The organism is Thermohahella caldifontis, assembly GCF_041153465.1.
GTDB lineage: Bacteria > Pseudomonadota > Gammaproteobacteria > Pseudomonadales > Oleiphilaceae > Thermohahella > Thermohahella caldifontis.
Map to the genome: position 1 here is coordinate 3,185,530 of NZ_CP154858.1, position 22,155 is coordinate 3,207,684.

28 protein-coding genes and 1 other RNA gene are annotated in these 22,155 nt (G+C 61.7%); 11 read left to right on the plus strand and 18 right to left on the minus strand.

Translation table 11 applies throughout. The features are described 5' to 3' along the window. Positions 1–12 precede the first annotated feature (12 nt). The gene (hldE, locus tag AAIA72_RS15440; protein WP_369601174.1) at positions 13–1,443 is read left to right on the plus strand and encodes a bifunctional D-glycero-beta-D-manno-heptose-7-phosphate kinase/D-glycero-beta-D-manno-heptose 1-phosphate adenylyltransferase HldE; all 1,431 of its coding nucleotides are present in this window, start codon (positions 13–15) and stop codon (positions 1,441–1,443) included. A gap of 78 nt (positions 1,444–1,521) precedes the next feature. Here hldE and ppa read toward each other — a convergent pair whose 3' ends face one another. Together ppa and AAIA72_RS15450 are read right to left on the minus strand one after the other, a co-directional pair. Next, positions 1,522–2,049: an inorganic diphosphatase gene (ppa, locus tag AAIA72_RS15445; protein WP_369601175.1), complete on the minus strand. Its 528-nt coding sequence runs from the start codon at positions 2,047–2,049 to the stop codon at positions 1,522–1,524. Positions 2,050–2,132: 83 nt separating this feature from the next. Then, positions 2,133–2,762: a class I SAM-dependent methyltransferase gene (locus AAIA72_RS15450; protein WP_369601176.1), complete on the minus strand. Its 630-nt coding sequence runs from the start codon at positions 2,760–2,762 to the stop codon at positions 2,133–2,135. A gap of 108 nt (positions 2,763–2,870) precedes the next feature. Between AAIA72_RS15450 and AAIA72_RS15455 the strand changes: the two genes are divergently transcribed. From AAIA72_RS15455 to arsA, 3 genes are read left to right on the plus strand one after another with little or no spacing between them, the layout of a single operon-like run. After that, positions 2,871–3,215 (plus strand): ArsR/SmtB family transcription factor, encoded by a 345-nt coding sequence (locus AAIA72_RS15455; RefSeq protein WP_369601177.1) that lies wholly within the window; start codon positions 2,871–2,873, stop codon positions 3,213–3,215. Between the two features lie 9 nt (positions 3,216–3,224). Further along, positions 3,225–3,584, plus strand: a complete 360-nt coding sequence (gene arsD / locus AAIA72_RS15460; protein ID WP_369601178.1) for an arsenite efflux transporter metallochaperone ArsD — start codon at positions 3,225–3,227, stop codon at positions 3,582–3,584. Positions 3,585–3,599: 15 nt separating this feature from the next. Then, complete coding sequence (arsA, locus tag AAIA72_RS15465; RefSeq protein ID WP_369601179.1) at positions 3,600–5,360, plus strand: arsenical pump-driving ATPase; 1,761 nt, start codon at positions 3,600–3,602, stop codon at positions 5,358–5,360. A 16-nt stretch (positions 5,361–5,376) separates the two neighbouring features. Here arsA and AAIA72_RS15470 read toward each other — a convergent pair whose 3' ends face one another. Together AAIA72_RS15470 and rpiA are read right to left on the minus strand one after the other, a co-directional pair. Further along, positions 5,377–6,513 (minus strand): acyl-CoA dehydrogenase family protein, encoded by a 1,137-nt coding sequence (locus tag AAIA72_RS15470; RefSeq protein WP_369601180.1) that lies wholly within the window; start codon positions 6,511–6,513, stop codon positions 5,377–5,379. Positions 6,514–6,606: 93 nt separating this feature from the next. Beyond that, positions 6,607–7,287, minus strand: a complete 681-nt coding sequence (gene rpiA, locus AAIA72_RS15475; protein ID WP_369601181.1) for a ribose-5-phosphate isomerase RpiA — start codon at positions 7,285–7,287, stop codon at positions 6,607–6,609. A 135-nt stretch (positions 7,288–7,422) separates the two neighbouring features. On the opposite strand from rpiA, the gene ilvA reads away from it, so the two are divergent. Together ilvA and AAIA72_RS15485 are read left to right on the plus strand one after the other, a co-directional pair. Beyond that, positions 7,423–8,991: a threonine ammonia-lyase, biosynthetic gene (ilvA, locus tag AAIA72_RS15480; protein WP_369601182.1), complete on the plus strand. Its 1,569-nt coding sequence runs from the start codon at positions 7,423–7,425 to the stop codon at positions 8,989–8,991. Positions 8,992–9,070: 79 nt separating this feature from the next. Beyond that, positions 9,071–9,223, plus strand: coding sequence for a hypothetical protein (locus tag AAIA72_RS15485; protein WP_369601183.1), 153 nt, complete (start codon positions 9,071–9,073; stop codon positions 9,221–9,223). Here AAIA72_RS15485 and AAIA72_RS15490 read toward each other — a convergent pair. The 4 genes from AAIA72_RS15490 to AAIA72_RS15505 all read right to left on the minus strand — a co-directional run bounded on the left by AAIA72_RS15490 (position 9,205) and on the right by AAIA72_RS15505 (position 10,556). Beyond that, positions 9,205–9,816 (minus strand): 5-formyltetrahydrofolate cyclo-ligase, encoded by a 612-nt coding sequence (locus tag AAIA72_RS15490; protein ID WP_369601184.1) that lies wholly within the window; start codon positions 9,814–9,816, stop codon positions 9,205–9,207. The genes AAIA72_RS15485 and AAIA72_RS15490 overlap by 19 nt on opposite strands. A gap of 8 nt (positions 9,817–9,824) precedes the next feature. Continuing rightward, a non-coding RNA gene (ssrS, locus tag AAIA72_RS15495) (6S RNA) lies at positions 9,825–10,005 on the minus strand. A 51-nt stretch (positions 10,006–10,056) separates the two neighbouring features. Next, positions 10,057–10,347, minus strand: coding sequence for a cell division protein ZapA (locus tag AAIA72_RS15500; RefSeq protein ID WP_369601185.1), 291 nt, complete (start codon positions 10,345–10,347; stop codon positions 10,057–10,059). Between the two features lie 2 nt (positions 10,348–10,349). Then, positions 10,350–10,556: a TIGR02449 family protein gene (locus AAIA72_RS15505; protein ID WP_369601186.1), complete on the minus strand. Its 207-nt coding sequence runs from the start codon at positions 10,554–10,556 to the stop codon at positions 10,350–10,352. A gap of 148 nt (positions 10,557–10,704) precedes the next feature. On the opposite strand from AAIA72_RS15505, the gene AAIA72_RS15510 reads away from it, so the two are divergent. Genes AAIA72_RS15510 through AAIA72_RS15525 form a run of 4 tightly spaced genes read left to right on the plus strand, consistent with a single transcriptional unit; the run spans position 10,705 to position 15,097 of the window. After that, a complete protein-coding gene (locus AAIA72_RS15510) occupies positions 10,705–11,250 on the plus strand; it encodes a UPF0149 family protein (RefSeq protein ID WP_369601187.1) in 546 nt (181 codons plus the stop codon). A gap of 10 nt (positions 11,251–11,260) precedes the next feature. Then, positions 11,261–12,589 (plus strand): Xaa-Pro aminopeptidase, encoded by a 1,329-nt coding sequence (gene pepP, locus AAIA72_RS15515; protein WP_369601188.1) that lies wholly within the window; start codon positions 11,261–11,263, stop codon positions 12,587–12,589. Continuing rightward, positions 12,589–13,827: a 2-octaprenyl-6-methoxyphenyl hydroxylase gene (gene ubiH / locus AAIA72_RS15520; protein WP_369601189.1), complete on the plus strand. Its 1,239-nt coding sequence runs from the start codon at positions 12,589–12,591 to the stop codon at positions 13,825–13,827. The genes pepP and ubiH overlap by 1 nt, the downstream gene beginning before the upstream one ends. Then, complete coding sequence (locus AAIA72_RS15525) at positions 13,820–15,097, plus strand: FAD-dependent monooxygenase (protein WP_369601190.1); 1,278 nt, start codon at positions 13,820–13,822, stop codon at positions 15,095–15,097. Before ubiH ends, AAIA72_RS15525 begins: the two co-directional genes overlap by 8 nt. On the opposite strand, the gene AAIA72_RS15530 is transcribed toward AAIA72_RS15525, so the two are convergent. From AAIA72_RS15530 to ubiE, 9 genes are all read right to left on the minus strand, one after another. After that, complete coding sequence (locus AAIA72_RS15530; protein ID WP_369601191.1) at positions 15,048–15,770, minus strand: 16S rRNA (uracil(1498)-N(3))-methyltransferase; 723 nt, start codon at positions 15,768–15,770, stop codon at positions 15,048–15,050. The genes AAIA72_RS15525 and AAIA72_RS15530 overlap by 50 nt on opposite strands. Continuing rightward, the gene (gene tatC, locus AAIA72_RS15535; RefSeq protein ID WP_369601192.1) at positions 15,767–16,528 is read right to left on the minus strand and encodes a twin-arginine translocase subunit TatC; all 762 of its coding nucleotides are present in this window, start codon (positions 16,526–16,528) and stop codon (positions 15,767–15,769) included. Before tatC ends, AAIA72_RS15530 begins: the two co-directional genes overlap by 4 nt. Beyond that, positions 16,521–16,835: a Sec-independent protein translocase protein TatB gene (tatB, locus tag AAIA72_RS15540; RefSeq protein ID WP_369601193.1), complete on the minus strand. Its 315-nt coding sequence runs from the start codon at positions 16,833–16,835 to the stop codon at positions 16,521–16,523. Before tatB ends, tatC begins: the two co-directional genes overlap by 8 nt. Positions 16,836–16,838: 3 nt before the next feature. Next, the gene (gene tatA, locus AAIA72_RS15545) at positions 16,839–17,087 is read right to left on the minus strand and encodes a Sec-independent protein translocase subunit TatA (RefSeq protein ID WP_369601194.1); all 249 of its coding nucleotides are present in this window, start codon (positions 17,085–17,087) and stop codon (positions 16,839–16,841) included. Positions 17,088–17,199: 112 nt separating this feature from the next. After that, positions 17,200–17,538, minus strand: a complete 339-nt coding sequence (locus AAIA72_RS15550) for a phosphoribosyl-ATP diphosphatase (RefSeq protein ID WP_369601195.1) — start codon at positions 17,536–17,538, stop codon at positions 17,200–17,202. After that, on the minus strand, positions 17,528–17,935 hold the full coding sequence (hisI, locus tag AAIA72_RS15555; RefSeq protein WP_369601196.1) for a phosphoribosyl-AMP cyclohydrolase: 408 nt from the start codon (positions 17,933–17,935) through the stop codon (positions 17,528–17,530). Before hisI ends, AAIA72_RS15550 begins: the two co-directional genes overlap by 11 nt. Next, on the minus strand, positions 17,928–19,577 hold the full coding sequence (gene ubiB, locus AAIA72_RS15560; RefSeq protein ID WP_369601197.1) for a ubiquinone biosynthesis regulatory protein kinase UbiB: 1,650 nt from the start codon (positions 19,575–19,577) through the stop codon (positions 17,928–17,930). The genes hisI and ubiB overlap by 8 nt, the downstream gene beginning before the upstream one ends. Then, on the minus strand, positions 19,574–20,182 hold the full coding sequence (locus AAIA72_RS15565) for an SCP2 domain-containing protein (RefSeq protein WP_369601198.1): 609 nt from the start codon (positions 20,180–20,182) through the stop codon (positions 19,574–19,576). Before AAIA72_RS15565 ends, ubiB begins: the two co-directional genes overlap by 4 nt. Before the next feature lies 1 nt (position 20,183). Next, positions 20,184–20,930 (minus strand): bifunctional demethylmenaquinone methyltransferase/2-methoxy-6-polyprenyl-1,4-benzoquinol methylase UbiE, encoded by a 747-nt coding sequence (gene ubiE / locus AAIA72_RS15570; protein WP_369601199.1) that lies wholly within the window; start codon positions 20,928–20,930, stop codon positions 20,184–20,186. Positions 20,931–21,068: 138 nt separating this feature from the next. Between ubiE and AAIA72_RS15575 the strand changes: the two genes are divergently transcribed. Next, positions 21,069–21,353: a polyhydroxyalkanoic acid system family protein gene (locus tag AAIA72_RS15575; RefSeq protein WP_369601200.1), complete on the plus strand. Its 285-nt coding sequence runs from the start codon at positions 21,069–21,071 to the stop codon at positions 21,351–21,353. On the opposite strand, the gene AAIA72_RS15580 is transcribed toward AAIA72_RS15575, so the two are convergent. Beyond that, positions 21,313–22,113 (minus strand): hypothetical protein, encoded by an 801-nt coding sequence (locus AAIA72_RS15580; RefSeq protein WP_369601201.1) that lies wholly within the window; start codon positions 22,111–22,113, stop codon positions 21,313–21,315. The genes AAIA72_RS15575 and AAIA72_RS15580 overlap by 41 nt on opposite strands. Between the last annotated feature and the right edge of the window lie 42 nt (positions 22,114–22,155).

Sequence of the window (22,155 nt, forward strand, 5' to 3'; positions counted from 1 at the left end):
TGGAGAAGACGAGTGCAGATTTCAACGCCTGCGTTTCAGAAGGCCCGTGTACTGGTGGTGGGTGACATCATGCTGGACCGTTACTGGCATGGCGATACCTCGCGCATCTCGCCGGAAGCACCGGTACCAGTGGTCAAGGTGGGGCAGCATGAGGACCGCCCCGGTGGTGCCGCCAACGTGGCGCTCAACATCGCCGCGCTGGGTGCGGCCTCCGTGCTGGTGGGCATGACGGGAGAAGACGAAGCCGCCGCAGCGTTGGCCCGGGCCCTCGGCAATGCCGGTATTCTGACTGATTTCTCGCAGCAGGCTTCACATCCCACGATTACCAAGCTGCGGGTCATGAGCCGGCATCAGCAGTTGCTGCGCCTGGATTTCGAGGAGAGCTTCGCGGATGTGGATCCTGCGGATCTTCTGGCCCGGGCCCGGACTCGGATGGAAGGTGCGCAGGCAGTCATCCTTTCCGACTATGGCAAGGGAGGCTTGTCCGATCCTCAGGCCCTGATCCGGGAGGCGCGCGCCCGCAACCTGCCCGTGCTGGTGGATCCCAAGGGCACGCATTTCGAAAAGTATCGTGGTGCAACGCTGATCACGCCCAATCTGGCCGAGTTCGAGGCCGTGGTGGGGCATTGCGAGACCGAAGCGGATCTCATCAGCCGGGGCAATACCCTGATGCAGGCGCTGGAGCTGGACGCCCTGCTGGTGACGCGTTCCGAGCACGGGATGACGCTGTTGCGGCCGGGGCAGAAAGAGCTCCATTTCCCGGCACGTGCCAAGGAAGTGTACGACGTGACCGGTGCCGGCGACACGGTGATTGCGACGCTTGCGGCCGCACTCGCTGCCGGTTCGGCACTTGAGGAAGCCGTGGCGCTGTCCAACGTGGCGGCGGGCATTGTGGTTGGCAAGCTGGGTACGGCGACCGTGAGCGGGCCGGAACTGCGTCGGGCGGTCAGTGCGGAACAGGGCGTCGAGCGAGGGGTGCTGTCCCCGGAGCAGCTGGCGCTGGCAGTGGAGGACGCGCGTGCGCACGGTGAACGCATTGTCATGACCAATGGCTGCTTCGACATCATTCATGCGGGGCACGTGGGCTATCTGGCCGATGCACGCAAGTTGGGCGACCGGCTGATCGTGGCGGTCAACAGTGATGCCTCCGTGCGTCGCCTGAAGGGTGAGGGCCGGCCAGTCAATCCGCTGGAACGTCGCATGACCGTGCTGGCGGCCCTGGAAGCCGTTGACTGGGTCACCTGGTTTGATGAGGATACGCCCGAGAAGCTGCTGGAACTGATCAGGCCGGATGTGCTGGTCAAGGGTGGCGATTACACGGAAGAGCAGGTGGTGGGCTGGCAGATCGTCAAGGCGTATGGCGGCGAGGTGCGGGTCCTGGATTTTCTGGACAACTGCTCGACCACGGCCATCGTGAACAAGATTCGCGGCGAAGGGGGATAAGGCAAAGCCTCGGCAGGCGGACCGGCCTTGCCGAAACGGGAAGACCGGGGCGTGCAGCGCACCGCCCCGGACTGAGGCTTACTTGCCGGCGTTCTCGACGGCAGCCATGATGGCCTTGCGGGCCGCGTCGGCAGAATCCCAGCCGCGCACCTTGACCCACTTGCCCGCTTCCAGATCCTTGTAGTTCTCGAAGAAGTGCTCGATCTGCCTGATCAGCAGTTCAGGCAGATCGCTGGCCTCCTGAACGTGATCGTACAGCTTGGTCAGCTTGCTGTGGGGGACAGCCAGGATCTTGGTGTCCTCGCCGGACTCGTCTTCCATGTTCAGCATGCCCACCGGACGGCAACGGATCACGGAGCCGGGCATCACCGGGTAAGGTGCGACGACCAGCACGTCAATCGGATCACCGTCATCAGACAGGGTGTGCGGAATGAAGCCGTAATTGGCCGGGTAGAACATGGGCGTGGCCATGAAACGATCCACGAATACCGCCCCGGAATCCTTTTCAATTTCGTACTTGATCGGATCGCTGTTGGCCGGAATCTCAATCACGACGTTGAAGTCGTCCGGCAGGCTCTTGCCTGCGGGGATGTGTTCAAAGTTCATGGACCTGCTCCCTATAGTGGATGACAAAACAGCCGCTGATTATAGGGGGTTTGGTTAGCCAAGACCACACTGAAACTTTGGTATCAGTCTGCCGGACGCCGGATGACGAGTTGGGCGATGGCGCGCGGCTGGCCTCCGGTGTCCTCGATGCCTTCCCGGTAGAAGAGCGGCGCTACCCCCGGCAACCAGGTGAGCACCTCTTCGGGTTCGAGGAGGAGGTCCGGGTTTCGGGGGCGTCCGAATCGCGCCTGTTCGCGCGTGAACGTCTCGTACATCAGAATGCCCCCGGGCTTGAGGGCTGCCAGAATGGCCGGTATCAGCGGGCGGTGGAGGTAACGAAAAACCAGTATGGCGGCATAATGGGCGCCGGGGAGCATGGGACGCAGACCGCTCTCCAGGTCCACCTTCAGAAGCCGGTGGGTGCCTGCCGTGCCAGCCCGTCGCGGTTCGACGCACTCGCTGGTTTGGCACAAGCAGGGGTGTCCATCCCTTGCCAGTACCGTCCGGATGTGTGCCAGCGCCTCGTCCGATCGGTCCACGAAATCAACCGTGTAGCCTTGCTGTGCCAGCCACAGGCCGTTCTGTCCCGATCCGCAGGCCAGGTCCAGTACAGGACCTTCGTCAGGTCCCGTGTTCAGCAGTGCCCATTGACTGGTCAGCAAACGTGCAGGTAAAGCCTCAGGATGGTGGGTGGCGGGTAATTGAATCGGCATCTGAAATCCTCGTCTCCACCCAAGTATACCTTCATTGACAAAAAATGCAGGGCATCATTTCAATAGTTGTTGTATTATTGAAATATGGACAAGCACACGGCAATCCGCATGTTCGAATCCTTGTCTTCCGGCGTTCGGCTGGATGTCTTTCGTTTGCTGGTCCGTGCCGGCCATGGCGGGATGGTTGCCGGGGAAATCGGGGCCGCCATTGGCGTTCCGGCCAACAATCTTTCGTTTCATCTCAAGGCACTGAAGCAGGCTGGCATGATCACAGCCGAGCAAGAAGGACGCTTTTTGCGCTACCGGGCCAATCTTTCGCTCATGATGGATCTCGTCGCTTACCTGACGGAGGAATGCTGTGCGGGCCATCCGGAGCAGTGTGCGGATATCTGTATCCCGCCTTCCGGTGCGGAAGCACGGCAGACGGCGAACTATCAACCTGATATTGAATGAGGACAGATCATGGCAAGAATCGAAATTTTTGATCCGGCATTGTGCTGCAGCTCTGGCGTATGTGGTGCGGAGGTGGATCAGGCACTGGTCACCCTGGCAGCAGATGTGGAGTGGGCTGTCGGGAATGGCGCAGAAATTGAGCGATATAATCTGGCCCAGCAGCCGCTGGTCTTTGCAGAGAACGCGGTGGTCAAGGCGTTTCTGGAGCGCTCCGGACAGGAAGGTTTGCCACTGATTCTGGTGGACGGCGAGGTCGCGCTTGCCGGGCGCTATCCCTCCCGGAAGGAGCTGGCACGCTGGGCCGGAATTGAGGTCAGCGACGCGGAGACATCACAGGGCGGGTGCTGTTCCGGCAGCCGTTGCTGCTAACCGGAGATGCAGGCCATGCAGTTTCTCAATGAACCGCCAAGATATCTGTTTTTTACCGGCAAGGGGGGCGTGGGTAAAACTTCCATTGCCTGTGCGACGGCCATCCGGCTTGCGGGCGAAGGCAAGCCCGTGCTGCTGGTCAGTACCGATCCGGCCTCCAATGTGGGGCAGGTTTTCGGCGAAAGCATCGGCAACCGGATCACGCCGATCCGCTCGGTGCCCAACCTCTCTGCGCTGGAAATAGACCCCCAGGCTGCGGCTCAGGCCTATCGTGACCGGATTGTCGGCCCCGTGCGGGGCGTGTTGCCCGACGCGGTCGTCAAGGGAATCGAGGAACAGCTGTCAGGTGCCTGCACGACCGAAATTGCAGCATTTGACGAGTTCACGGCGTTGCTGACGGATGATGCACTGGCAGAACGCTATGCCCATATCGTTTTTGATACTGCCCCCACGGGACACACGATCCGGCTGTTGCAGTTGCCTGGTGCGTGGAGCGGCTTTCTGGAAGCAGGCAAGGGGGATGCGTCATGCCTGGGCCCCCTGGCGGGACTGGAGAAGCAGCGTACGCGCTACAAGGCGGCGGTGGATGCACTGGGCGACCCGCAACGGACACGTCTGGTGCTGGTTGCGCGGGCCCAGCGTTCAACACTTGCGGAAGTTGCGCGAACATGCCGTGAACTGGCCGAAACGGGCATTACCGGGCAATTTCTGGTGATCAACGGTGTGCTGCCGCCTGAAGAAGCGGAACAGGACGAGTTGGCAGCTGCCATTTACAGCCGTGAACAGGCTGCGCTGGACACCTTGCCGGAAGTGCTTCGCGCCTTGCCCCAGGACCGGGTGAGCCTGAAACCGTTCAATCTGGTGGGCGTTGATGCGCTGGAACAACTGCTGTCCGAAACCTCTTCATCACCCGCCACGCCGGAGGCAGGCGCGCCAGTGGCGCTCGATGCGCCGGGGTTGCCTGCCCTTCTGGATGACATGGCAACGGCAGGGCATGGCCTGATCATGCTCATGGGCAAGGGCGGGGTGGGCAAAACCACTCTGGCCGCTGCGATTGCCACAGGGCTGGCCCGCCGGGGCTATCCGGTGCATCTGACGACCACGGATCCTGCCGCGCATCTGAATGAGACGCTGAGCGGTTCCCTGGAGAATCTGACGGTCAGCCGCATTGACCCCAAAGAGGCGACAGCACGGTATCGCGAGCACGTGATGGCAACCAGGGGGAGCAAGCTGGATGCCGCGGGACGGGCATTGCTTGAGGAAGATCTGAAATCTCCCTGCACGGAAGAAATCGCGGTGTTTCAGGCCTTTTCCCGGACCATCCGTGAAGCCAGCAAGCAATTTGTGGTCATGGACACGGCGCCCACCGGTCATACAATGCTCCTGCTGGATGCAACCGGCGCCTACCATCGGGAAGTTGCACGCCAGATGGGAGATCGTGGCGTGCACTTTTCGACACCGATGATGCAGCTTCAGGATCCGGAGCGGACCAGGGTACTGTTGGTGACTCTGGCAGAAACCACGCCGGTTCTGGAAGCCGCCAACCTGCAGGATGACCTGCGACGCGCCGGCATCGAGCCGTGGGCCTGGATCGTCAATAACAGTGTGGCGGCGGCCAGACCCACATCCCCGCTGCTGCGGCAGCGGGCACTGAATGAGCTGCGGGAAATCCGGCAGATCGCCACCCGGCATGCCCGGCGATATGCCGTCGTGCCACTCCTGAAGGCTGAACCGGTGGGGGTGGATCGGTTACAGGCGCTGGTGGGCGACCTCTGAGGCAACGGGGCTCGGTTCAGAGCCCCATTTGTTTGGCAATGACTTCACGCATGATCTCAGTGGTGCCGCCACCGATGGGCAGGATGCGCACGTCCCGGTAGAGGCGTTCGATGGTGCTGTCCCGCATGTAGCCCATGCCACCGAAGATCTGTACGGCTTCGTTGACGACCCACTGGGCCACGTCGGTGGCAAAGTTCTTGGCCATGCACACCTCCCTGATGGGCTGTTTGCCGGCGGCAACCGTGGCAGCCACCTGCAGCGTGAATGTTCTGGCCGCCGTGACGCGGGTGGCCATTTCCGCCAGACGGTGACGCTGAACCTGAAACTTCGCCAGAGGCCGGCCGAAGGCTTCACGCTGCCTGGCCCAGTCCAGTGCCAGATCAAGGGCCAGCTCCGCCGTGCGGTAGGCCATCACCGCCAGGGCCAGCCGCTCGGAAACAAAATTGGCCATGATGAGCGGGAAGCCGGCATTTTCCGCACCAATCAGGTGTTCGGTGGGTACGCGCACATTGTCGAAAAAGAGTTCCGCCGTATCGCTGCACCACCAGCCCATTTTCTTCAATGGCTGACCGCGGGTGAAGCCGGGGGTGTCCCGCTCGATCAGCAGCAGGCTGATGCCGCCAAAACCGTCACCTCCCGTCCGCACGGCCACGGTGTAATAGTCGGCACGCTGGCCGCTGGTGATGAAGGTCTTGCTCCCATTCACCACGTAGTGGTCGCCCTCGCGCACGGCACGTGTCTTCAGGTTGGCCACATCCGAGCCGCCGCCCGGCTCGGTGATGGCCAGTGCAGCGATCTTTTCGCCCGCCAGGACGGCCGGTACCACCTTGTCCCGCACTTCGGGGCGGGCCCACCGGATCACCGGCGGCAGGGCAATATCCAGCGAACCCAGGCCGGCCACCAGACCGCCGGAGGTGCTGCTCATGAGGCCTTCGGTGGCAGCGACCTTGGCCAGCACATCACCTTCGAATGTGCCACCCAGTGCCTCGGGGTGTCCGATGCCGAGAATGCCGTCCCGGCCGGCCTGGAGATAGAGGTCTCTCGGAAACTGGCCGGCTTCTTCCCAGTCCTGAATGTGCGGGGTGACGTGTTGCGCAATGAAGCGCTCCACGGTATCGCGGATCTGCCGGTGGGTGTCGTTGAAAACGTCCATGCGCAGGCCTGCCTCATGTTGGAATGATGCAGGCCATTAAAGCAGACAGATTGCCACCAAGCAAGCGCTTGGTCGGAGTTGTCGTGGATGATATCAGCCCTTTCTGGCGTAAATTTCTTCCACACCGGAGGCTCTGCCCAGCAGCAGCACATCTGCAGGCCGGTGCGCAAACAGGCCGACCGTCACCACGCCGGGGATCTGGTTGATGGTGGTTTCCAGACCGAGCGGATCGGTGATGCGCAGGTTATGGACGTCAATGATGATGTTGCCGTTGTCCGTGATCACGCCTTCCCGATAGACCGGGTCGCCGCCCAGTTTGACCATCTCGCGGCCGATGAAGCTGCGTGCCATGGGGATCACCTCGATGGGCAGGGGAAAATCACCCAGTACATCGACCCACTTGCTTTCGTCAGCAATGCAGATGAAGGTTTTGGCCACGGCGGCCACGATCTTTTCACGGGTCAATGCGGCACCGCCGCCCTTGATCAGCTGCAGCCAGGGGTTGGTTTCGTCCGCACCGTCGATGTAGAACTCCAGCTCCGACACGCTGTTGAGGTCATAGACCGGAATCCCGTGTGCCTTCAGGCGCTGGGCACTGGCTTCCGAGCTGGCCACGGTGGCCTCGAACTCGTTGCGGATGGTGGCCAGCATGTCAATGAAATGGTTGGCTGTCGATCCGGTACCGACACCGATGATGCTGTCGGACTGGAGGTGAGGGCGGATTTTTTCCAGGGCGGCTTCTGCGACCTGTTTTTTCAGCTGATCCTGATTCATGGCGGGCCTCTCGTTCGCGGAGCGGCAATTATAGCCGCTCGGGGCGCTTGCGTGTAGACGCACACCCTGCCAGGGCCTATTATTTGGCGCTGGCCTGACAGGATACACACACATCTCCGGAGAACAGAAACCCCCATGCCACATCGTTACATCAAGAAAATACTCGACTCCCGTGTCTATGACGTGGCTCAGGAAACCCCGCTGGATCATGCCCGCCTGCTCTCTGCCCGCTTTGGCAATGCCATCTGGCTCAAGCGGGAGGATCTGCAGCCGGTGTTTTCCTTCAAGATCCGCGGCGCATACAACAAGATTGCCCAGTTGAGCGAGGAAGAGAAGGCGAAGGGGGTCATCTGCGCGTCGGCCGGGAACCATGCCCAGGGCGTGGCGTTGTCGGCGCAGGCGCTGGGGATCCGGGCAGTGATCGTCATGCCGCAGACCACACCGGAGATCAAGGTCAACTCGGTGCGTTCCCGTGGCGCGCGGGTGGTGCTCAAGGGGGACTCCTTTGACGAGGCGGCCGCTCATGCGCGCAAGCTGGTGGAGGAAAAGGGCTATACCTACATTCCGCCCTATGACGACGAGGACGTGATTGTCGGGCAGGGCACCGTGGCCATGGAAATTCTGCGCCAGTGCAAGGCGCCCATTGATGCAGTGTTTGTGCCGGTGGGCGGTGGCGGGCTGGCAGCCGGGGTGGCCGTGTATGTGAAATACCTGCGTCCGGAAGTGAAGGTCATTGCCGTGGAGCCGGAGGAGGCAGCGTGCCTGGATGCGGCCATGAAGGCCGGTGAGCGCGTGATCCTGCCGGAAGTGGGGCTCTTTGCGGATGGGGTGGCCGTGCGTCAGATCGGCGAGTTGCCCTGGGAGATCTGCCGGCAGTATGTGGATGAAGTGGTGACCGTCTCCACGGACGAGATCTGCGCGGCCATCAAGGACATCTTCGAGGATACCCGGTCCATTGCCGAGCCGGCCGGGGCACTGTCACTGGCGGGGCTCAAGAAATACGTGCAGCTCAGTGGCGTTGAGGGGCAGAACCTGGTGTCCATCGTCAGTGGCGCGAACATGAACTTTGACCGGCTGGGCTATGTCACGGAGCGTACCGAGGTCGGTGAGCAGCGCGAGGCGATTCTGGCGGTCAGGATTCCCGAGCGACCGGGAAGCTTCAAGGCGTTTATCCGTGCGCTGGGCAGGCGCAACATCACCGAGTTCAACTATCGCTACAGTGACCCGGAAGAAGCCCAGATATTTGTCGGCGTCCAGATTTCGGGTGGGGCCGAAGAGCGTGCGGCGCTGCTGTCCTCGCTTCGGGAGCAGGGGCTTGAGGCGCTGGATCTGACGGACAACGAACTGGCCAAGATGCATATCCGGCACATGGTCGGCGGGCACTCGGCGCTGGTTGCCGATGAAAAGGCCTTCCGTTTCGAGTTTCCGGAGCGGCCGGGGGCGCTGATGAAATTTCTCATGTCACTGGGGTCGCGCTGGAATATTTCCATGTTCCACTATCGCAATCACGGCTCCGCGTACAGTCGGGTGCTGATGGGGGCTCAGGTTCCTGATGATGAAATGCCGGACTTTCTTGCGATGCTCGACAAGGTGGGTTTCCGGTACTGGGAAGAGACCGGAAATCCTGCCTACAACCTGTTTCTCGGCATGGGAAACCGTGTGAATGGCAGGAAAAACGAAAAAAATCGATGTGAATCATTGTAAATTGGGGGAAGGTCTTTATAATGCAGTCCAAATTGGCGTCATAGCCAGTTGGATTTTCACATATATTTCGGTGAGCATCGTGAAGCGTAAACCTGACATGCTGAAAACGGTGCTGATGGTGTTTGTGGTGGGATTGCTGGTTTCCGGTGTCACCACCCTGACCCACGCCGAGCGAAAGGATGCGCCTGCGATATCAGCCACCTGGGCTCCCGATCAGGGCGCTCTCCGGTGACGGAACAGCCGGATCTGCTTGTCCGTCACCACTGCATCCAGCGGTACATCCCAGGGTCCTCTGGGTAGTTCTTCCTGTCTCTGGAACTCATAGGCCAGCCCGGTCAGTCGAGGCCAGCGTGGTGCCGGCCTGCGGGGATCAAAAGTCCTGTCATAGTATCCGCCACCCATTCCGAGTCGGAATCCTTCGTCGTCAAAGGCAACCAGCGGCAGGCATACGTGTGTCAGCGACCAGGGTGTGCGCCGGCGGTGGCTTCTGAGGATGGGCTCCGGAATCCCGTAACGATTCGGCCGCAGGGTGTCGCCCTTGCGGTAGCGCACAAACCACAGGCGATTGTGGTAGACCGGATGCAGAACAGGAAGATAAACGTTAATCCCTTGGTTCAGCAATGCGGCCAGCAAGGGCTGGGTCGGGATTTCGCCATCGCTGCTGAAATAGAGGGCAATGTGGGGCTTGCGATGACTGCGCAGCAGTCGGGTTGCCTTGCGGGCCAGTCCGCGACCGGCCTTGCGGCGTTGTCCGGGAGATAATTGCTGCCGCTTCCGACGCATCAGCCGGCGGATTTCGCGCTTGGCTTCAGAGAGAGAGGTCATGGAGGAAGACGTTCCCCAAAATGCCGCTGTCGGAGGCAGCCCTTGAACCCTGGGGTTCAAGGTGGTCGCCGCCGGTGCAAATCAGGCTTTCCCTGTGGCGGGACATGCACACATTGCACCGTGGTGGCAACCTGGGTGTGAATTCATCGGCTCGAGGACCTTTCCAACTGGCGCACACCTCAGGGAACGTGGAGTCATTATACAGAATTTTTGCCACAGTGAACCCTGATTTACATCATTTTACGCGGCGGGCTCGTCCGGCAGGACGGCTTCGATCTTGTCGATCATCTGACGAATGGCATCCTGATGCGCTGCCGAGGCGGCCTGTCCATTCAGCAACTCGTAGGTCAGGTTCAGTGCGGCCATCACGGCGATACGATCCGTGCCCAGTACGCGTCCGCTGGTCCGGATCTGTTTCATGCGTTCATTGAGCAGGCGCGCCGCCATCCGGAGGCCCGCTTCCGCTTCGGGCGGACTGGCAATCAGGTATTCCTTGTCCAGAATGGTGAGGCTGACAGTGTTCTGGGTCATTTTCAGCGTTGCTCCATGGCTTTGAGTCGACTGATCATGGCTTCAATCTTGGTGCGCGCCATGTCATTTTTCTGGAGCAGGCGCGCACGCTCCTTCTGCAGCTCGTCCTGAGCCTGACGAAGTTGCGCATTTTCCTGTTCCAGCTTTCGCACGCGGTCAATCAGCTGGTCAATGCGCTGGTTCAGCACATCAAGCGGGTTCTGTTCCATGGAGAGGCATACCTTGCAACGGTCTGGTGTAACTATAAGGGCGGTGTGGCAGTGGGTCAAATGCTCCGGTAATACGGTGCCCGACAGTCTGTCAGAACGCGCGTCAACCGTGATAGCATAGGGACAATTCATCGTGAAGTACGGAACCATGACAGCAGAAATCAAAGAACAGCTGGATGCAGTGTTGCCTGGCGGTCAGACAGCTGCCATTCAGGGGCTCATGTGCGGCATGATTGTCGGGGGAGCACGCAGGCTGGAGGGCACGGGCTGGCAGGCGCTCAGGGATCTGGCCGCCATGCCGGACGAACAGCCGCCGGAATCGCTCCGCGCCATTTTCGAGGCCCAGTTTGCCGCGCTGGAATCCGAAGCCTTTGGTCTGGACCTGGCCCTGCCGGAAGATGCCGTGCACTGTTCCCAGCGCGTCGAGGCGCTGGCGGAGTGGTGCCGGGGCTTCATCGAGGGGCTGATTGCCGTGGCGCCACGCATTCTGAACGAACATGAAGATATTGCCGATCTGGTTCAGGATCTGATGAAAATCGGTGAGGTCAGCCCGGACGTGGAAGGCTCGGAAGAAGACGAGCGCCACCTGCTGGAGCTGACCGAGTTTGTGCGCGTGGCTGTGACGGATGCCTACCTGACGCTGGCGAAACTGCGCCAGCCGGGGCCTGCCGGGGCATCCTCCACGCTGCACTGACGGCCTCAACATGTCATTCTCCGGGGGTATTGTGAACAAGTCTGAATTCGGAAAACGCCGGCATCGCCTGCTGGGCATGATGTCGGAAAACAGTATTGCCATCCTGCCGGCCGGCAGCATGAAAACCCGCAGCCGGGATACGGAGTATGTGTTCCGGCAGGATTCGGATTTCTGGTATCTGACCGGTTTTCATGAGCCCGAAGCCGTGCTGGTGCTGGTGCCGGGCCGGGAGCACGGTGAGAGCATTCTGTTCTGCCGCGAGCGGGATCCGGATTTCGAGCGCTGGAATGGCCGGCTGCTGGGGCCCGAAGGTGCGCAGGAAAGCCTGGGCCTGGACGATGCCTTTCCCATCAAGGACATGGATGAGATTCTGCCCGGTCTGATCGAAGGCAAGTCCAGGGTCTATTACACCCTGGGGCAGAGCGAAACTTTCGACAAGAGCCTGATGGGCTGGATCAACCATATCCGCAGCAAGGTCAGGGCGGGGGCCCGTCCGCCCGGTGAATTTGTGGTGCTCTCCCACCTCATCCATGAGCTCCGTCTGTTCAAGTCCGCGGCAGAACTGAAGGTCATGCGCAAGGCTGCGCGGATTTCGGCAGAGGCCCACTGCCGGGCCATGCGCGCATCAAGGCCGGGGCTTTACGAGTATCAGCTGGAGGCGGAAATCCTGCATGAATTTGCGCGTCAGGGGGCACGTGAACCGGCCTACACCACCATCGTCGGCGGTGGTGCCAATGCCTGTGTGCTCCACTATATCGACAACCGGGCGCCGCTCAGGGATGGCGATCTGGTGCTGATTGATGCAGGCTGCGAGCTGGACATGTATGCGGCGGACATTACCCGCACCTTTCCGGTAAACGGGCGCTTCTCCGCGGAGCAAAAGGCGGTTTATGAGGTGGTGCTGGCGGCTCAGCTGGCCGCCATCGAGGCGGTGAAGCCCGGAAACCACTGGAATCATCCCCATGAGGCAGCCACACGCGTGCTGACTCAGGGACTCATTGATCTGGGAATTCTGCAGGGCGATCTGGACACGGCACTGGAACAGGAGGCGTACAAGCCCTGGTTCATGCACCGGACCGGTCACTGGCTGGGCATTGATGTCCATGACGTGGGGGATTACAAGGTGGGTGATGAATGGCGCCTGCTGGAACCGGGCATGGTGCTGACGGTCGAGCCCGGCCTCTATTTTGACGCGGACGACGAGCGTGTGGAGGCACGCTGGCGGGGGATTGGCATCCGCATCGAGGATGATGTGGTGGTCACCCGGGACGGGCATGAGGTCATGACCTCCGGCGTACCCAAGACCGTGGATGAGATCCAGAATCTGATGGCCGGCTGATGGCACGCACGGAGACCCATGACATTCTGATCGTCGGCGGCGGGCTGGTGGGTTCCAGCCTGGCCCTGATGCTGGCGCGGGAAGAGTGTGCACACTTGTCCTGTGCACTGGTGGAGGCGCGTGATTTTCCGGCATCGGTGGCAGATTATCAGCCCGCCTTCGACGAACGCTCCACGGCGCTGGCCTGGGGCAGCCGTCTGATTTTTGAGTCCCTGGGGCTCTGGCCAGAACTGGAACCGGGTGTGGCGACCATTCGCCACATTCACGTTTCTCAGAAGGGGCATATCGCGACAGCACGCTTTCATGCCGACGAGAGTCCCTGGCCGGCCTACGGGCACGTGATGCCCAATGTCTGGGCCGGGCGGGTGCTGGGTGCGGCGCTCAAGGCTCAGTCCCGCGTGGCCCTGCATCTGGGTGAAACGGTTGAACGGGTCACACGTCAGGACAATGTCTGGCAGGTGGGGCTCAATTCGGGGCGTGTGATCGGTTCGCGGACGCTTGTCCTCGCGGATGGGGGGCGCTCTGCGCTCGGTGAGCAGCTGGGCCTGCAATTTGACTCCCGGCCTTACGGGCAGAGTGCGATTGTGACCAATCTGGCCGTCAGCAAGCCGCATGATGGCTGGGCCTGGGAACGCTTCACGCCGGACGGACCGCTGGCCTGCCTGCCGCTGCCGGATCAGGACGGGCAACACCGGCTGGCCCTCGTGTGGACAGTGCCGGAGAAACAGCTGGACGGCATTCTTGCGCTGGATGACGAGGCGTTCGCGGCGCGTCTGGAGTCCCGGATCGGTTTGCGGATTGGCCGCATTGATCAGGTGGGTGAACGGGTCAGTTACCCCTTGTCCCTGACCACCTGTCGGACGCCCGTGCGGGAGGGATTGGTGGTACTCGGCAACGCCGCTCACACACTGCATCCGGTTGCCGGGCAGGGCTTCAACCTGGCTCTGCGTGACGCCTGGGCACTGGCCCGGCGCTGGGCTGAAGTGCCTGCGGATAAGTGCCATACCAGGGATGTGCTGAACGGCTACCTGAGCGACCAGCGTCTGGATCAGCAGCGCACGGTGCTGGCCAGTGACTCCTTGGTTCGTCTCTTCACGGGGCGCGAATGGCTGGCTCCGGCCCGCGGGCTGGGGCTGCTCGGGCTCTCCGTCAGTCGTGCCCTGCAGGTGCCGTTTGCCCGAACCGCCATGGGGCTGGGCGGACAACTGTTCGACAGAGGATTCTCATCTCATGATTGAAACGGACATCCTGGTGGTGGGGGGTGGTATGGTCGGTGCCGCCCTTGCGCTGGGTGCAGCGCGCATGGGGTATGCGGTCACGGTGGTGGATGCTGGCCCCGCACCCCGGCCACCCGGGCCGGCCCGGACGGTCGGGGATCACGATGTGCGGGTCAGCGCCCTGACACGCAGCTCCGATTATCTGTTGCGTGCTCTGGGTGTCTGGGAGGCGCTCGGGGGGCATGCGACACCGTATCGCCACATGCATGTCTGGGAAGGGGAAACACCCCGGTCGGGTGCCATTCGTTTTGATGCGGAAAGCGTGTGCCAGCCCGATCTGGGGCATATTGTGGAAAACAGCCAGACGCGCTGGGCCCTCTGGCAGGCGCTGGAAGCGCAGTCTGGTGTGGCCTGCCTGCCGGAGACCCGGCTGAAGACGCTTCAGGTTCTCGATGACGGTGTTGAGGCCGGGCTCGCTGACGGTGATGGCATCCGGGCGGGGATGCTGGTCGGGGCAGATGGTGCCCGGTCATGGGTGAGGGAGACGCTCATGTGGCCCACGGATGAGCGGGATTACCCCCATCACGCACTGGTGGCCAATGTCCGCATGGCCCGGTCTCACCGGTATACGGCGTGGCAGCGCTTTCTGCCCTCCGGTCCGCTGGCGTTGCTGCCGCTGGGCGGACAGGGTGACGAGACGCTGATCTCCATTGTCTGGTCGGCCTGGCCGGATACCCTGGACGGACTGATGGCCCGTTCGGATGAGGCCTTTCTGGAGGCGCTCACGGACGCCAGCCAGGGCGTGCTGGGCGATGCCCTGGAGGTGGGGCCGCGGCAGGCGTTTCCGCTGCGTTACCGGCAGACACAGCGCTTTGTGCAAGGGCCGGTGGTGTTGCTGGGGGATGCCGCGCACACCATTCACCCGCTGGCGGGACAGGGGGTCAACCTCGGATTCCGCGATGTCATCGGTGCGCTGGATGTGCTGGCGCGTGCACGGGAACTTGGCTTGCCTCTGGCCGAGCCAAGGCTGTGGCAGGGCTGGCAGCGCGAACGACGGCTGGACGTGACACGAACAGCGGCTGCCATGCAGTTCTTCTGTGAGGTGTACGGGATTGCGCTACCCGGCTTCATGCCACTGCGCAGGCTGGGGATCTCCGTGGTCAACCGCCTGGCACCGGTCAAGCGACGGATCATGTGCGAGGCCCTGGGGATTCCGGACGTGGGCACGAACCAGCCGCCCGTCAGTAATAGAGCTTGCCGATCACGGTGGGCAGTACTGTCTCCACCCTGAGAATGCGCGGGCCCAGTGAAAAGGCCTGGCAGCCCGCCTCGACCAGCTTGTTCACTTCGTACGGGATAAATCCGCCTTCCGGTCCGAACACCAGGACGGTGCCGGCGCCTCTTTCCGGCGGCGGGGAGGGCTGTTCGGGGTAGGGATGGGCCACGTGGCCCTGACCCCGTTCGGCAATCAGTCCGGGCAACTCATCTTCCACAAAGGGCTTGAAGCGCCGGCGCAGACCGATTTCGGGCAGCACGGTGTCACGCGCCTGTTCCAGTCCCAGCAGACACTGCTCTCGCAGCGCTTCGGGCTCCAGCCAGGGGGTTTGCCAGTAGCTCTTTTCCACCCGGTAGCTGTGAATCAGCCAGAGCTTCTTGACACCCAGTGCGGTCAGGCCCTGAATGATTCGGCGCAGTGCCTTTGGCCGGGGTAGTGCGAGCACCACTGTCACGGGCAGGGGCGATGGGGGCGGCTGGTTGAGCGTCAGCATGTCGAGCTTCCAGCCACCGTCTTCCAGTCGCTGCGCCCGGGCTTCGCCCATGAGGCCGCCGATACAGCCCACGCGCAGACGGTCTCCTGTTTCCGGCCGGATCACTTCGCTCAGGTGTCGGGAACGGCGATCCGAGGGCGCCAGCCACAGGCAACCGGCATTGACTTCTTCCGGAGTCAGCAGCAGCAGGTTCACGAGGCGTCAGCGGGTTTGCTGTCTTCTTCTGAATCGTCCCGCGCAATCAGCCCGGCGAAGAACAGTCCGCCTTCATAGAGCATCCACATGGGGACGGCCAGCAGCGTCTGGGAAATGACATCGGGGGGCGTCAGCAGCATGCCGACCACAAAGCAGGTCACGATCACGTAGGGCCGCTTTTCCCGCAGGGAAGAGACGCTGGTGACGCCGGCCAGCACCAGCAGGATGGTGGCGATGGGAATCTCGAAGGCCACACCGAAGGCGAAGAACAGCTTGAGGACGAAGTCCAGATAGCTGCTGATGTCGGTCATCATGGTGACCCCTTCGGGGCTCGTTGCCGAGAAGAATGCAAAGGCAATGGGGAACACCACAAAGTACGCAAAGGCGCCGCCGAGGTAAAACAGAATGACGCTGGTGACCAGCAGGGGGATGGCGATCTTCTTTTCATGCTGGTACAGACCCGGCGCAATGAAAGCCCAGATCTGGTAGAGAATGTACGGGATGCAGACGAATATGGAGGCTACCAGCGTCAGTTTGAACGGTGTCAGGAAGGGCGAGGCTACCTGGGTGGCGATCATGGTGGCGCCTTCGGGCAGGGTCTCGCGCAAGGGCTTTGAAATCCAGGCGTACAGATCGTTGGAGAAATAGTACAGTGGCCCGAAGACAATCAGCACCGACAGCACGGCCCGCAGCAGGCGGTCGCGCAGTTCGATCAGATGCTCGATGAGCGGAAGTTCCTGGTTGACGTCTTCAGTCATGTTCGCGCTTGGTGGTTGTTGACGGTTCGGTCAAATGTTCATACTGCTTGGCTTCCTGCAGGGCCTCGTCCACCGTGGACTGGATTTTTTCCAGGCCCAGTGTGTCGCCTTCTTCCTTGAGCTTTTTACGCAGTTCGTCGGCCTTGATCTGCCGGTCCAGTTCTTCCGAGAAGCTGGAGACCATGCGCCGGATCCGGCCGACCCACAGGCCTACAGTGCGCACCGCCCCGGGCAGGCGCTCGGGGCCCAGCACGAGCAGGCCCACCAAGGCGACGAGCAGCAGCTCGGTGAAGCCGATATCGAACATGGATCAGGCAGATTTCTGATTGTCTGGTGTGCTGTCCGCTGTTTTTTCAGCCGGCTGTGCGGCATCAGCTTCAGCCTGCTTCTGGGCTTCAAGCGCCTTGGCCTGTTCCTTTTCACCCTCGCTCACGGCTTCCTTGAAGCCCTTGATGGCGCCGCCCAGATCGCTGCCGATGTTGCGCAGTTTCTTGGTGCCGAACAGCAGCATGACGATGACCAGAATAATGAGAAGTTGCCAGATCGAGATACCACCCATGTGCTTAGCCTCCTGACGGTTTACGTCAATTGTACCTGATTTTGTGCCGGAAAGATGCACGCCTCTGGTCTGGCATTATGCGTAACATTCAACGACGCCGGGTTGACGGGCATCAAGGGTTTTTTGATCTTTGTGCCTTTTCTTCCAGTCCGGACAGGCCAAACCGGCGTGCCAGTTCCTGAAGAATGTCATCCGGTGACAGTCCCAGATGGCTCAGCATGACCATGGAATGGAACCAGAGGTCTGCGGTTTCATAGATCACGTCCTTCATGTCACCACTGTGCTCCGCATCCTTGGCGGCCAGCAGGGTCTCGGTACACTCCTCGCCCACCTTTTCGAGAATCTTGTTGAGCCCCTTGTGATACAGGGAGGCGACGTAGGAGCTGTCCGGATCTGCCGCCTTGCGGGCTTCCAGCACGGCGTGCAGTTCGGCAAGAATGTCAGTGGCCATGATTGTCTCCGTAGATATCCTCGGGGTTCTTGACGGGGGCGTGGGCCTCTACCCACTGGTCGCCATGCCGCTCCAGAAAGAAGCAGTTGCGACGGCCCGTATGGCAGGCGATGCCGCCCACCTGTTCCACTTTCATGAGTACCGTGTCCGCATCACAGTCCAGATACAGGGCGTGGACCTTCTGCACATGGCCCGAGCTTTCGCCCTTGCGCCATAGCGCCTGACGTGACCGGGACCAATAGACGGCCGTGCCGCTGCGCAGGGTTTCTTCCAGGGCGTCCCGGTTCATCCAGGCCAGCATGAGGACGTCACCGGTATGGACGTCTTGGGCAATGGCGGGGATGAGGCCGTCTGCATTGAAGCGGACCGTGCTCAGATCGGGCAGCGTTTCAGTCATGGGATTTCTCCGGTTTGAACAGTAGCCAGCCGCCGGCCAGCGCGGTGATCCAGGGCAGTTCTGCCGGGAGGGTCCAGGGCAGGGCGGGACCACTCAACAGCCAGGCGGTTGCGGCCAGCAGGGTGCCCGCCTGCCAGAGACGACGCTGCTGCCGGCGCTGGGCGGCGGCCTGACGCACCTGAGCCTGTTCGGTGCGGACGGCTTGCTGGACCAGGGTGTCCAGGTGGCGGGCCTGATTGAGTGCATCCCAGATGGCCTGAGGCAGCTCCGGTGTGGCGTGGAGCCAGTCCGGCAGCTTGCGGTTGACCTGCTCCAGCAGTCCCTTGGGCGCGATACGCTCGCGCATCCATCTTTCCAGGAATGGCTGGGCGGTTTGCCAGAGATCCAGGTCCGGGTAGAGCTGGCGGCCCAGGCCTTCCACGTTCAGCAGGGTCTTTTGCAGTAGCACGAGCTGCGGCTGGACCTCCATGTTGAACCGGCGTGCGGTCTGGAACAGTCTCAGCAGGAAATAGCCGAAGGAGATGTCCTTCAGCGGCTTTTCGAAGATGGGCTCGCAGACGGTACGGATGGCGGACTCGAACTCCCGGACCCGTGTCTCGGGGGGAACCCAGCCGGATTCCACGTGCAGCTGGGCAACCTGGCGGTAGTCTCTGCGGAAGAAGGCGAGCAGGTTGCGGGCCAGGTAGTTCAGGTCGTCGTCATCCAGGGTGCCGACGATGCCGCAGTCGATGGCGATGTAGCGGGGGCGCTCGGGAAGGGTGGCATCTACAAAGATGTTGCCGGGATGCATGTCGGCATGGAAGAAACTGTCCCGGAAGACCTGGGTGAAGAAGATTTCAACACCCCGCTCCGCAAGCACCTTCATGTCGACCCCGCGGGCCCGGAGGGCGGTCACATCAGAAATGGGGATACCGTGGATGCGCTCCATGACCAGCACCTGCGGCCGGGTATAGTCCCAGTAAATGCGCGGCAGGTAGATGAGGTCGGACTGTTCGAAATTGCGGCGGATCTGGCTGGTGTTGGCGGCTTCACGCTGCATGTCGAGCTCATCCATGATGGTGTGGTGGTAGTCGTCCACCACCTCCACCGGATGCAGCCGGGGCCCTTCTTCCCAGTAGCGTTCAATCAGGCGGGCCACGCTGCGCATCAGGCGAATGTCCTTTTCGATGACGCTGGCGATGCCGGGGCGGATGACCTTGACCACGACTTCTTCCCCGGAGTGCAGGCGGGCCGGGTGAACCTGTGCCACGGAGGCGGATGCCATGGGGGTGCGTCCGAACTCGGCAAAGATCTCGTCCACCGGGCGCTTCAGGGCGCGTTCGATGATCTGCACGGCGCTTTCCGGATCGAAAGGTGGCACCCGGTCCTGCAGTTGTGCCAGTTCCCGGGCCAGATCGTCAGGCAGCAGATCCAGCCGGGTGGAGAGGATCTGACCGAACTTGACGTAGATGGGGCCCAGTTCGATCAGTGCCCGGCGCAACCGTTCGCCACGGGGCATGTCCGGCGCCGGCATCAAGGACCAGGGGCCGAGCCGTACCAGCACGCGGGCCCAGAGGGGAAGGTGCTGGCGCGGTATGAAGGTGTCCAGCCGGTAGCGCGTGATGACAATCAGGATGCGGATCAGGCGGCGCAGGCTTTTCACGCTTTGCGGTCCTTCAGCCGGGCTTCGATGGCAGCGATTCGCGCTTCCAGTTCGTCAGTGCGGCTGGCCAGGGCATGGGCATCCCGCTCCAGGGCGTTGACAGCCTCCGGATGAGGTACCAGCCCACTGTCGTTCAGCAGGTACTCGCGCACATCTTCGAGAAACTGGCGTTTTACCTGTCGCAGCAATCGGGTGCCTTCGTTGAACAGGGGGGCCAGAAACTCTGCCGGGGTCTTGCCGGTCAGGCGGGCCAGCAGGGGCTGCAGATCCGGCTCTTCGATCTGGAAGATACCGTGCAGTGCCTGGAACAGATCTTCCGGGCCTTCCCATGCCGGCGGTTCTCCCGGCTGACCGGTGAGGAAGCGGATCAGGGTGAGCGGCGTGCCCTTCAGGGTGCCATCGGCGTCGTCCGCTGCAGCCAGCACCCGCAGGGGGCGGCCGGGTTGCAGCCATAGGGCATCGGGGAGCGGGCGCACTTCGATGCGGATCAGCCGGCCCTCCAGTGCATGCAGCCTGGCGTAGACACCCAGATCCAGTTCCGCCAGACGGTTGAGGAGGTTTTCCAGGGCGATGGCCGTGGCCGTGCGGGTGGTATCCAGACTCATCTCAGGGCTTGACTCCTGTGTGCAGGGCAACAATGCCGCCGGTCAGGTTGGTGTAGTCGCAACGGACGAAGCCTGCCGCTTCCACCATGCCCTTGAGGGTTTCCTGATCCGGGTGCATGCGGATGCTTTCCGCCAGATACTGGTAGCTGTCCCGGTCATTGGCCACCAGCTCACCCATCACCGGCAGCACCTTGAAGGAATATTCGTCATAGATCCGGGACAGGGTTTCGCTGGTGGGCTTGGAAAATTCCAGCACCAGCAGCCGTCCGCCCGGTTTCAGGATCCGGCACATTTCGGCCAGCGCCTTGTCCTTGCGGGTGACGTTGCGCAGACCGAAGGCAATGGAGACGATGTCGAAATGATTGCTCTTGAACGGCAGGGCTTCGGCGTTGGCCTGTACATACTCGACTCGGCCGTAGCCCTTGTTGATCAGGCGGTCACGGCCCATCTGCAGCATGGATTCATTGATGTCCGAGAGAATGACCTGACCCGTGGGGCCAACGCGGTCGGAAAACATCATGGTCAGGTCACCGGTTCCGCCGGCGATATCCAGTACCTTCTGTCCCGGGCGTACGCCGCTGCGGTCAATGGTATAGCGCTTCCAGAGCCGGTGAATGCCTGCGGACATGAGGTCGTTCATGAGGTCGTACTTGCCCGCAACGGAGTGGAACACGCGGGCCACATGCTTTTCCTTTTCCTGTACGGGAACCTTTCTGAAGCCGAAATCTATGGTCTGGTCGTCGCTCATGCCGAATCCGTTGCGCTGGTGAAATCAGGGGCACATTCTAGCGTCCCTTGCCGGTGGATGCACCTGTACGGTATTCCCCGACGGGGAAATGGCCTCATTTTTGGTATACTGCGCGGCCAGTCCATGATGGAGGTCAAGGTGTCTGTCATTCAAATTCAGCGTTCACACCAGCTCAGCCAGAAAGAGGCGCATGCCCTGGCCGACGAGCTGGCGCGTGATCTGGCGGAGCGGTTCGGTGTCCGTTGGCACTGGCGGGGCGACACGCTGGAATTCAGCGGTCGGGGCGTAAAGGGGTCACTGGCCCTGCCCGAGGGGCGGCTCAGTCTGATCATGGAGCTGGGACTGATGTTCCGGCCTTTCCGCAGCCGGGTGGAGCAGTCCATCAACCGGCATCTGGATGAAGCTCTGGGGCCTGAAGTCTGATCCCCGAATCGGGCGCATGCGGGCGCTGCGGCCAGTCCGGTGCCGGATCGCACTCGAACAGGTGCACCATGATGGCGGTTTCGCGGCGCTGAATTTCATCGAGCAGCACGGGGACGTTCTGCAAGGTCGAGAAAGCCTCGAATCCGCGCTGCAGAAACTGATGCAGCTCGCCCAGGCCCTTGCTTTCCGCCAGCCCGCGTGTGGCACTCAGGGTCCAGCGCAGGACGTGTGAGTGGACATAGCGTTCCAGGGCCACCCCGGCATCATGGATGAGTCTGAGCTGCTGTTCCCGCAAGGGCCGGTTGTCACAGGCGCGATAGGCCTGTGCCCAGGTCAGCGCGTCCAGGGCGTCGATGCCGGTTTCGGCGGTCAGCCGGGACAGCAGATCCAGGTCCAGCTTTTGCGTGAGGTGGTTCAGTTCCACCAGGTCGGCCACCAGATCCAGTACGGCGTCGGGTAACAGTTTGACCATCTTGGGAAACACCCGTTCCAGATCCGCATCCCGCTGGCTGAAATCCTTCGGTGCATAGAGTTCGTCAATCAGAAAGTGCAGGGCGGTGTGATAGGCCGGATCCGAATAGAGATCCCGGTGGGTCGTTTTCAGGCGTTCAATCTGCCATGCGCTCAGTGCGGGCAGATCCGGATAGCAGGGATGGCTGATCTTGTCCTGGCGGAAGTGATGGTAGGCCACCAGCACCCGTTGCAGCCGGTGAGCCGCTTCCGTTCGGGGAGATACATCCAGCAGTTTTTCCAGTGACATGCGCCCGTCTCCTTGTTGGCCGGGCGCATGATAGCAGATCTG

Bases quoted from the DNA above. Each gene is read 5' to 3' on its own strand.
- ppa (WP_369601175.1), bottom strand. From the start codon at position 2,049: ATGAACTTTGAACACATCCCCGCAGGCAAGAGCCTGCCGGACGACTTC.
- AAIA72_RS15450 (WP_369601176.1), bottom strand. From the start codon at position 2,762: ATGCCGATTCAATTACCCGCCACCCACCATCCTGAGGCTTTACCTGCA.
- AAIA72_RS15455 (WP_369601177.1), top strand. From the start codon at position 2,871: ATGTTCGAATCCTTGTCTTCCGGCGTTCGGCTGGATGTCTTTCGTTTG.
- arsD (WP_369601178.1), top strand. From the start codon at position 3,225: ATGGCAAGAATCGAAATTTTTGATCCGGCATTGTGCTGCAGCTCTGGC.
- arsA (WP_369601179.1), top strand. From the start codon at position 3,600: ATGCAGTTTCTCAATGAACCGCCAAGATATCTGTTTTTTACCGGCAAG.
- AAIA72_RS15470 (WP_369601180.1), bottom strand. From the start codon at position 6,513: ATGGACGTTTTCAACGACACCCACCGGCAGATCCGCGATACCGTGGAG.
- rpiA (WP_369601181.1), bottom strand. From the start codon at position 7,287: ATGAATCAGGATCAGCTGAAAAAACAGGTCGCAGAAGCCGCCCTGGAA.
- ilvA (WP_369601182.1), top strand. From the start codon at position 7,423: ATGCCACATCGTTACATCAAGAAAATACTCGACTCCCGTGTCTATGAC.
- AAIA72_RS15490 (WP_369601184.1), bottom strand. From the start codon at position 9,816: ATGACCTCTCTCTCTGAAGCCAAGCGCGAAATCCGCCGGCTGATGCGT.
- AAIA72_RS15500 (WP_369601185.1), bottom strand. From the start codon at position 10,347: ATGACCCAGAACACTGTCAGCCTCACCATTCTGGACAAGGAATACCTG.
- AAIA72_RS15505 (WP_369601186.1), bottom strand. From the start codon at position 10,556: ATGGAACAGAACCCGCTTGATGTGCTGAACCAGCGCATTGACCAGCTG.
- AAIA72_RS15510 (WP_369601187.1), top strand. From the start codon at position 10,705: ATGACAGCAGAAATCAAAGAACAGCTGGATGCAGTGTTGCCTGGCGGT.
- pepP (WP_369601188.1), top strand. From the start codon at position 11,261: ATGTCATTCTCCGGGGGTATTGTGAACAAGTCTGAATTCGGAAAACGC.
- ubiH (WP_369601189.1), top strand. From the start codon at position 12,589: ATGGCACGCACGGAGACCCATGACATTCTGATCGTCGGCGGCGGGCTG.
- AAIA72_RS15525 (WP_369601190.1), top strand. From the start codon at position 13,820: ATGATTGAAACGGACATCCTGGTGGTGGGGGGTGGTATGGTCGGTGCC.
- tatC (WP_369601192.1), bottom strand. From the start codon at position 16,528: ATGACTGAAGACGTCAACCAGGAACTTCCGCTCATCGAGCATCTGATC.
- tatB (WP_369601193.1), bottom strand. From the start codon at position 16,835: ATGTTCGATATCGGCTTCACCGAGCTGCTGCTCGTCGCCTTGGTGGGC.
- tatA (WP_369601194.1), bottom strand. From the start codon at position 17,087: ATGGGTGGTATCTCGATCTGGCAACTTCTCATTATTCTGGTCATCGTC.
- AAIA72_RS15550 (WP_369601195.1), bottom strand. From the start codon at position 17,538: ATGGCCACTGACATTCTTGCCGAACTGCACGCCGTGCTGGAAGCCCGC.
- hisI (WP_369601196.1), bottom strand. From the start codon at position 17,935: ATGACTGAAACGCTGCCCGATCTGAGCACGGTCCGCTTCAATGCAGAC.
- AAIA72_RS15565 (WP_369601198.1), bottom strand. From the start codon at position 20,182: ATGAGTCTGGATACCACCCGCACGGCCACGGCCATCGCCCTGGAAAAC.
- ubiE (WP_369601199.1), bottom strand. From the start codon at position 20,930: ATGAGCGACGACCAGACCATAGATTTCGGCTTCAGAAAGGTTCCCGTA.
- AAIA72_RS15580 (WP_369601201.1), bottom strand. From the start codon at position 22,113: ATGTCACTGGAAAAACTGCTGGATGTATCTCCCCGAACGGAAGCGGCT.